The sequence below is a fragment of the Anaerococcus lactolyticus ATCC 51172 genome (assembly GCF_000156575.1).
In the GTDB taxonomy this organism is placed as follows: Bacteria; Bacillota; Clostridia; order Tissierellales; family Peptoniphilaceae; genus Anaerococcus; species Anaerococcus lactolyticus.
The window spans coordinates 1-520 of sequence record NZ_GG666082.1 but is presented as its reverse complement, the minus strand read 5'-3'; the positions used below and the strand labels follow the sequence as shown (position 1 = coordinate 520).

Genomic DNA, 520 nt, shown 5'->3' with positions numbered 1-520 from the left:
CCCGTAAAAATATCAATTTTGTCCTTTCCACGAGAGTTATTCAAATCTCTTTTAAGCATCGTATTTGCAATAGTAAAAACTTCTTTACTTATAATTGCTTCATGGGTATTTTCTGCTCTTATCCATTCTTCTTTCTCTTTTTCTATCTGCTTTTTATTTTTGTAACTTAAAGTAACACTCTTTCCTTGTAAGGTATTTCCAATATATACTTCATTTTCTATAATTCTATTTACTGTCTTTGCTGACCAATTTCCACCTTTTGTATTTTGAAATCCATTACACTTAAATCCTTGACTTTCTTTATATTTTCTTGGAGTTAAAACTCCTAAATGATTTAGTTCATCTGCAATTGCCTTTGAGGAATATCCCAGGAGCTTCATATCAAATATATTTTTAATGTTATTAGCAACCTGTTCATCAACCACTAACTTATTTTTGTTATTTTCTGATTTTTTATATCCATAAGGTGCAAAGGCACTGATGAAGTCACCTTTTTCTCTTTTTATCTTCTGAGAGCTTT

Annotated in this window: 1 protein-coding gene; it reads right to left on the bottom strand. The window is 29.6% G+C overall.

What is annotated here, in order from left to right:
* A partial coding sequence (locus HMPREF0072_RS10355; protein WP_004830367.1) for a recombinase family protein occupies positions 1–520 on the bottom strand: 520 nt, incomplete at both ends.